A 6717-nucleotide genomic window follows, 5' to 3' on the forward strand; every position below is an offset into this window, starting at 1 on the left:
TTTACCAAATGGTGTTGGCATCTAAAAAATCCTATTAAAAAAGAAGCTCTCTCGTGATTCTAGCAGAAATTCTCAGGTTTTGGTTAGCTCCTTTTAAAAATTGACTTCCTACCCTCCTTAATACACAAGGTTGTATAGCATGACGGATAAATCTCTTGACATAGGTTTGAAATGTAGTACATTGTAGTACAATTAAGTAGGAGGTTTAGTAATGGGAAAAATTCAAGCCCGCATACCTGATGAAGTTCAAGAAATTGCAAGTGCAGTTATTAAGTCTACGGGTTTAACTATATCGGATGCAGTGCGCATGTTTATGACCCGCATTGCTAGAGATAGAGCATTACCACTTGATCTATTCCAACCAAATCCGGAAACATTACAAGCTATCGAGGATGCCGAAATGGGACGCGTCGAACGTACATCATTAGACGGCTTAAGGACCATGATACGCTCAGATAGAACCGAAGCACGTAAATCTGAAAAGTAAACCTAAGCTTGCTATGCGGGAAATTGTCTATACGCGTTCATTCCGCCGTGACCTTAAACGTGAAAGCAAAGGTAAATATGCTAATGCACTAGAGGAGGATTTGCTGCTTGTGGTCAAAGCGTTAGCGGAGAATGAACCGCTAAAGGCGCATTGGAGAGATCATGCACTAACAGGTCAGTGGCGCAATTGTCGTGATTGTCACATAAAGCCGGATTTAGTTTTGATCTATCGAAAGCCAGATGCCAAAACACTAGAGCTTTTACGACTTGGTTCCCATTCTGAACTGCGTTTATAATTGGATCTCCAATTCATAGTAATAAAGAATTTTACGAAATTTTTTCTTTTATGACAGTTGTTCAGTTCTTTGAAAACCACTGCTTTAAATGTGCAATGACATTATCTAGCGCGTCCATGAGGCGTGCAAAATCGAGGATAAGCAAAAAAAGAAAAAATGCTATCCACTTCATCAAGCGAGACATCATTTTCACGCTTTGATAGGTGATGATCATTTCTTGAAGCATTTCTTTTTCTGATTCTGTAAGCTCTGTGTGTTTTTTGGATTTTTTTCTAACCATGTTTCCACCCACACAAGCGTTCACCTAGATTATTGTGCTTTAAGATCTCTCTTGCTAAATTGGAACTGATGGCGTTCAGATCTTGCCGGCTTAAATAAATAGGTAACCAACCAACACAAGAAGAAGCATATTTATTTGTCGCGCAACCAGTGAGAGAGAGCAGCACGCATATCAGCATCACTTTTTTGATTAACTTCACTTTCCACCTCAAGCCGTGTTGTGGCTGCTTTTAAAGCTTTTTCTGTTTGCTTTTGTTGCTCTACTTTTTTCCCAAGAGTAAAAGCTTTTGCTAAGGCAATAAAAAAAGCGGCTAAAGCCGCACCTGTTACCATCAAGTTTCTTTTCATCCATAAGATCATAGGCGGTGCTCCTGAAAGCGTTTAGCAACAAAGAAAATGCCAGTACATGCCGCTAAAACCATAATGGCGGCTAAAGCCCATTGGATTGGTCCATTGCCCGCTAAAAACCCACCAAGACCTGAGAAAGAACCAATAATCGGTGCCAATGCTTCTGCTTTGAGAAACCCTGTTGGTTGTTTCGTTTCTACTGTTTGATAATTAGAAGAAACATAAGCCCCTTTCGCCCATAGCCCTGCCTCTGCTACACGCCGGTGTACGAGACCTTGTAAACGTTTGCCTCCCGCTTTGGTCCATTTCTGCAATTCGGTTGGTACCGCTTCATAATCCCCCCGATTAAGCCTTTTAAGCAATGTAGAGTTTTGGAAAGCTGCAATACCCACATTATAACAAAAGGAAACAAGAGCGCCGAACTGCTCGTCGCTTAAATTCACACAAACTGCTTTTTCTACCGCCCTCTCATATTGCCGCAAATCTGCTAAAAGCATGTTTTCAGCTTTTTTTTCTGTAATCACCATACCCTCAACAACTGTTGGTTGACCGGCTTTTTTCGTATGACCATAACCAATCGTCCATATGCCAGAAGCATCTTGATAAGCCTGCAAGCGCAAACCTTCCCACTTTTTTAAACAGTATAAACAGTCTTTACTTATTTTCCGTGCCATTGTTCAATTCACCTTATAAATATACCTTTATGAGTACTGCTCCATCACCGCCGTCGCCGCCAATTTTGTCGCTTCCGTGTTTCCCATCAAAATATCCACCGCCGCCGCCGCCACATTCTTTACCACCTCTACCACCGTTACCACCTTTGTAACTCTCACCACCCTGCCCCATGATAGAACCCTTACATTTACCGCCACCGCCGCCGCCGCCGCCAAGAAAAGAACTTCCACCAGTACCAGCTCTCTTGCCGTCTATTCCACTCCCTCCACCATTACCACCAGAAAAAATAAAGCTTTCACCACTGCTGCCCTCCCTGTTTCCTCCTCCATCGCCGCCTTTCCCTCCAAAGTTAACGAGAGTCATGGAAACGGAATATCCTCCTTCTGCTGTAACAAGCCCTTTGATCATTGTTCTACCACCATTGCACAAAATGTTACTGTCATTACCTTTACCACCACGACCAATGTAAGCTGTTTTTAATTTATCTAAATCAGAACCTTTCATTTTAACATGCACACATTGACCGCCGCCGCCGCCGCCATCCTTAACGCCACCACCTCCACCGCCCCAAGCCCATACTTCGATATCGGTGTCAGCAGTAATACCATCAGGCAATGGAATATCTCCGCTTTCTGTCATCAGAATTTCAACAGGTTTTCTAACCCCGCCATCATTGTTGCCGCTACCAGCGCCGCTGCTATTGCTACTATTTGCTTTGATTGAAGCCATCAGTTTGGCTGGTGAGATAAGTGCATCCACTGTTTTTGTGCCATCAATCCAGTCTTGTTTGGCAAGAGGTTGAATGAGATCAACTTTTTTCTGTACACTATGTGCTGTATCTTGCGCTTTATCGGCTGCTGTTTGCGCAATATTTGCCTCAGCTTTTGCACTGTCTCCCGTTTTTTGTGCTGTCTCAGCCGTTTTTTTTGCATCTACTGCATAAGCTTTTGCATCATTTGCTGTTCTTAATGCACTATCTGCAACGTTCTTCGCTTCACTTGCAACATGAATCCCTTGTTGTGCAACATCTTCAACTTTATCAATTTTTGCAATCTGTGCACGTTCTGGAGGAGTTAAGATAAGATGCTTTTTCCCTTCCTTCATATTCTCCATATCAAATACATCTTTTTCTATTTTATCTGGATCATAAACTGATTTTGACATACCAAAAGACTTTGAGCCTACAAAATAACGAATGGTATTTTTGAGATCTACCGGAGATATGGGATAATAAACACCTTCATCTCCCCTCCGCCATTTTTCCATCGTTGGCTGCGTAGAACTCAACCATCGTAGCTTTGATCTTTCCTCTATGGTTAAGATCTTTTTGGTAGGACCCTCGTGCATATTTTCCATAGAAAATGCATTTGCCCCCACATTGTCGGGATCATATGTAGCAGCCTTCATATCGCCAATCCCTAAAGGCGATATTTTTACCCAGCCAGCGCCTGATAAAATCGCATTCTCATGCGCTTCACCACTTGCTTCAATATCGTGAATTGTGACCTTATTTTTGTAAGCAAGAGCTCCAATATCTCTCTTTGCAATAGCATCATCAGCCTTTTTTCCTTGAGCAGCGGTTGCAAAATATTCTACCTCATAAGCTGCTGCACTCCCCACTGAAACAGGTGCAAGAGCCTTACTATCTAAAACACCTTCTTTGACTTCTTCTTTTGTTGCTGGTTCAAGCTTAAATATATGTGTGTGATAGGGTAATGGCATCGCGTTTCATTCCTTAATCAGTTCGTTGTCTTGTTGTGTGAGAGAGAGGACTGCAATTCATCAATCAGTTTTTGCATGATCTCTATGCGTTGATCTGTCGCTTCTTTATATTCTGCCAAAGCGCTTAAAAGATCATGCTGTATGTCGCTTTTGACAAGATCAAGTACCTTATTTAAGGGTGCATGAACCATTCGATTGCTTGCATAAAAAAGGACGCGGATTTGCTCCGCGTCCGCAATATCATCAATAGCAGACGGATTATTGATCATTTGAAAAACTCACGATTTTATGGCATAAACAACCGGTACATTAACAGGGCGTGTTTCTGCCTCGCCCGTTGAAGAAATAGTTACCTTATGCGTGTGCACTCCAGCAGGTTGTGTATCTTTTGTATAATATGAATTACCAAAAGCAGGATTTCTGCCACCTATTTGACCAACTCTTGTAACCATAGAATAATCATGCTTATGCGTATGTTGACCTGCCTCTTCAATGGTACAAGCATGTGTATGAGATTTAATGCTGTCTTTTTGCACCTCTGCGAAGTCTCTATTTTGATCTAAACCGCGCCCATTATCAAAGCCGCGCAAAAACACTCCTCTAAAGTCTGGAACTTTAAAGGTTGTATCGCTGTTTTTTCCCCATTTATCCCCTATCGCCTTGAATAATTGCGGATAATCCTTGCGTTCATAAGTAGCGCCATCACATAAAAGCCAGCCGTTTGGGACTTCTTGCATAGCAAAGGTCGCAATAAAACCACAAGGAAAGGTTTCGACCTTCGGTGGTGGAATGGGGGTAGGGTTTAAAAGATACCAGCCATCAAGACCTTTTGTTGATACGCCATCATTATAGACTATTTCATAAATACCATTTGTTTGTAACTCACCACCTGTCAATGATACTATTCCCGTGCTGGTGGCTTTATAGAGTGGCTTTGCTCCTATATTATTCATGTTTATTGTTGTCGTACCAATATTTATGCCACGCGCCTTAAAGCGGATAATGATATCGTTTTTATATTTTGCTATTGGCGAAACCGTCGTCAACGTGATTGATGTTGTTTGTTCCTTTCCATTCACAATAAACTTTGAGTCAAGAGAACCACCATTATCGGCAAGATATTCACGTATACGCTGCATCATGACCCGCGCACTATCATTAACAGAACTAGGCGGCTGCCCTTCTGCCCAATTAATGATACTATCGGAATTCGCATTTTGATCAGCTGTGAGTGACCAGTCATAAATATCAGACATGATAAGCCCCCGTTCTTCTTAATAGCTCTTCGCGCAATTGCTCTTCTTTTTGCCGCCCATAGGAACCAACAGATTGCCGCCTAGAAGGATCAATAAGAGGTGTTAAATCTGTCGGTCCCCCAGTCGATTGTGAGAAACCCGCCATGACTGGTTGCTGTAACATTTGTTGCTGTACCATCTGTGCCTGCTGTTTTTGTCGTTCTCCATTCTCTCTCATTAAATGAAGCAAACCGGAAAAGCCCTTTTTAAGAGCACCTGCATCAATACCTTGTGCTTGCAATGGTGTGGTTTCCATAATCTGTCCTGTTAAATTGTCTCTGCTTTCAGGTGCCATCATTCTGTTTGGGAATGGCGTGTCATATGCCATCAATTGGTTGCCCCCTTGATCACCTTGACCCACTTGATTACCTTGAAGTGTCTTTTGAAGCCTCTCAAACCCACGCAAAGGACCCACCTCGTTTGGTGCTGCTTGTCCATTGCTTTGGTTTTGCTGTATCGTTCTCTTCAAAGCATCTCCCGTTTTATTATAAAGCCCATAAATATGATTCATAAAATCCCCTGCTGTAGCTTCCATGTTACCACCGTTGAGTGTGACTGCCTGTCGACCTAAAAGCTGGCTCGCTGGAATATGTGGATTTTTGATAAGCTTTACTGCCCCTGCTGGTCCTTGTTGGTGTGCGAGATAAAGCTCTGCTTCTGACGGCGCTCTGCCTAATGCTGTGACTAAATAACGTGTATTATCCTTCGTTAACCGTGCCATAGCATCGGTTGCTTGAAAGGGATCAAACTTGTTATTGAGTTGATAGTGTTTTGCTGTTGAATCGAGAAATTGATACAGCCCCCCTGCACTGCTGTTCTTATTTTTTGCATTTGGATTACCATTACTTTCTATCATAGCAACACGTTCAAGAAAGCTTTCTGGCAAACCATATTTTTGTGCTGCCTGTGAAATGGCACGCTTCACTTTGGGATGAAAATTGATCATTAGTTTATAACCGTTCTATCAGCACTGCTATTCAAAAGAATGCCAATAAAATTGAAGAATTTTGTGTGGTCTTCTTTGGTTATTAAGCGTTTCTTTTCTGCTTCATGAAACGTCTTAATTAATTCAACGGCTTTTTCTCTTGCTAACCCAAAATCTCCTTTTTCCCGCGCTGTTATAAGCGCTGCAATATCTCTCTCAGTATCTTTATGGACGCTTGAGAATTTGCGTCCAAATTTCTCTAAGAAATTTTTTACAACTGCCTTGATGAAAGCAATCTTTCCTATACCCATAGTCTGTTGTGCCCCCCTCTCTTCCACTTCACCTATATGGTTTGGCAATCGTGCAAAAAGCTTTGTTCTTTCCACTTCTGGTTGCAACACTTTCATAAGTTGCTTGGCTTTATCCTCACCAAAAATACGCTGTAATTTTTCTTGACCATTTTTTGTGTCAAACAAACTCAAAAGATTGTGGTCAAAATTCTGTGCATTGCCTGCCGCAGTTTCTACTTGCGACCGTATACCTTTTTGAAACGCCTCTTTTTCCATCAACCCAAAATCCGAAAGTTGACTGTTGATTGTGTCGAGATTAACGCTCTTCTTCAGCGCTTGCTCTCCCTGCTCGAGGGCATCACCAATAGTACGCTCGTCATAATAAATTTTCCGTGCTTTAA

The 6717-nt window shown here is 42.1% G+C and carries 10 protein-coding genes and 1 pseudogene; 2 read left to right on the forward strand and 9 right to left on the reverse strand.

What is annotated here, in order from left to right; all coding sequences use genetic code 11:
* Positions 1–211 precede the first annotated feature (211 nt).
* Together ACFIMM_RS02135 and ACFIMM_RS02140 are read left to right on the forward strand one after the other, a co-directional pair.
* Positions 212–487 (forward strand): type II toxin-antitoxin system RelB/DinJ family antitoxin, encoded by a 276-nt coding sequence (locus ACFIMM_RS02135; RefSeq protein WP_375612632.1) that lies wholly within the window; start codon positions 212–214, stop codon positions 485–487.
* Between the two features lie 13 nt (positions 488–500).
* On the forward strand, positions 501–782 hold the full coding sequence (locus ACFIMM_RS02140; protein ID WP_273787998.1) for a type II toxin-antitoxin system YafQ family toxin: 282 nt from the start codon (positions 501–503) through the stop codon (positions 780–782).
* A 61-nt stretch (positions 783–843) separates the two neighbouring features.
* On the opposite strand, the gene ACFIMM_RS02145 is transcribed toward ACFIMM_RS02140, so the two are convergent.
* The 9 genes and pseudogenes from ACFIMM_RS02145 to ACFIMM_RS02185 all read right to left on the reverse strand — a co-directional run.
* A complete protein-coding gene (locus ACFIMM_RS02145) occupies positions 844–1062 on the reverse strand; it encodes a hypothetical protein (RefSeq protein WP_375630254.1) in 219 nt (72 codons plus the stop codon).
* Complete coding sequence (locus ACFIMM_RS02150) at positions 1055–1261, reverse strand: hypothetical protein (protein WP_375646540.1); 207 nt, start codon at positions 1259–1261, stop codon at positions 1055–1057. The genes ACFIMM_RS02145 and ACFIMM_RS02150 overlap by 8 nt, the downstream gene beginning before the upstream one ends.
* The gene (locus ACFIMM_RS02155) at positions 1194–1421 is read right to left on the reverse strand and encodes a hypothetical protein (protein WP_375612620.1); all 228 of its coding nucleotides are present in this window, start codon (positions 1419–1421) and stop codon (positions 1194–1196) included. Before ACFIMM_RS02155 ends, ACFIMM_RS02150 begins: the two co-directional genes overlap by 68 nt.
* Positions 1418–2083, reverse strand: a complete 666-nt coding sequence (locus ACFIMM_RS02160; protein WP_375612619.1) for a lysozyme — start codon at positions 2081–2083, stop codon at positions 1418–1420. The genes ACFIMM_RS02155 and ACFIMM_RS02160 overlap by 4 nt, the downstream gene beginning before the upstream one ends.
* A 13-nt stretch (positions 2084–2096) precedes the next feature.
* On the reverse strand, positions 2097–3806 hold the full coding sequence (locus ACFIMM_RS02165; protein ID WP_375682550.1) for an alanine-zipper protein: 1710 nt from the start codon (positions 3804–3806) through the stop codon (positions 2097–2099).
* Positions 3807–3823: 17 nt separating this feature from the next.
* Entirely contained in the window at positions 3824–4075 is a 252-nt protein-coding gene (locus ACFIMM_RS02170) for a hypothetical protein (RefSeq protein WP_375610781.1), read from the reverse strand.
* Between the two features lie 9 nt (positions 4076–4084).
* Positions 4085–5062, reverse strand: coding sequence for a tail fiber protein (locus tag ACFIMM_RS02175; RefSeq protein ID WP_375681445.1), 978 nt, complete (start codon positions 5060–5062; stop codon positions 4085–4087).
* The gene (locus ACFIMM_RS02180) at positions 5055–6047 is read right to left on the reverse strand and encodes a transglycosylase SLT domain-containing protein (RefSeq protein WP_375682549.1); all 993 of its coding nucleotides are present in this window, start codon (positions 6045–6047) and stop codon (positions 5055–5057) included. Before ACFIMM_RS02180 ends, ACFIMM_RS02175 begins: the two co-directional genes overlap by 8 nt.
* Positions 6047–6717: pseudogene (locus ACFIMM_RS02185) on the reverse strand (hypothetical protein); the annotation flags it as partial. The gene ACFIMM_RS02180 and the pseudogene ACFIMM_RS02185, both read right to left, overlap by 1 nt.

The organism is Bartonella sp. AP258QHHD, assembly GCF_042196145.1.
GTDB lineage: Bacteria > Pseudomonadota > Alphaproteobacteria > Rhizobiales > Rhizobiaceae > Bartonella.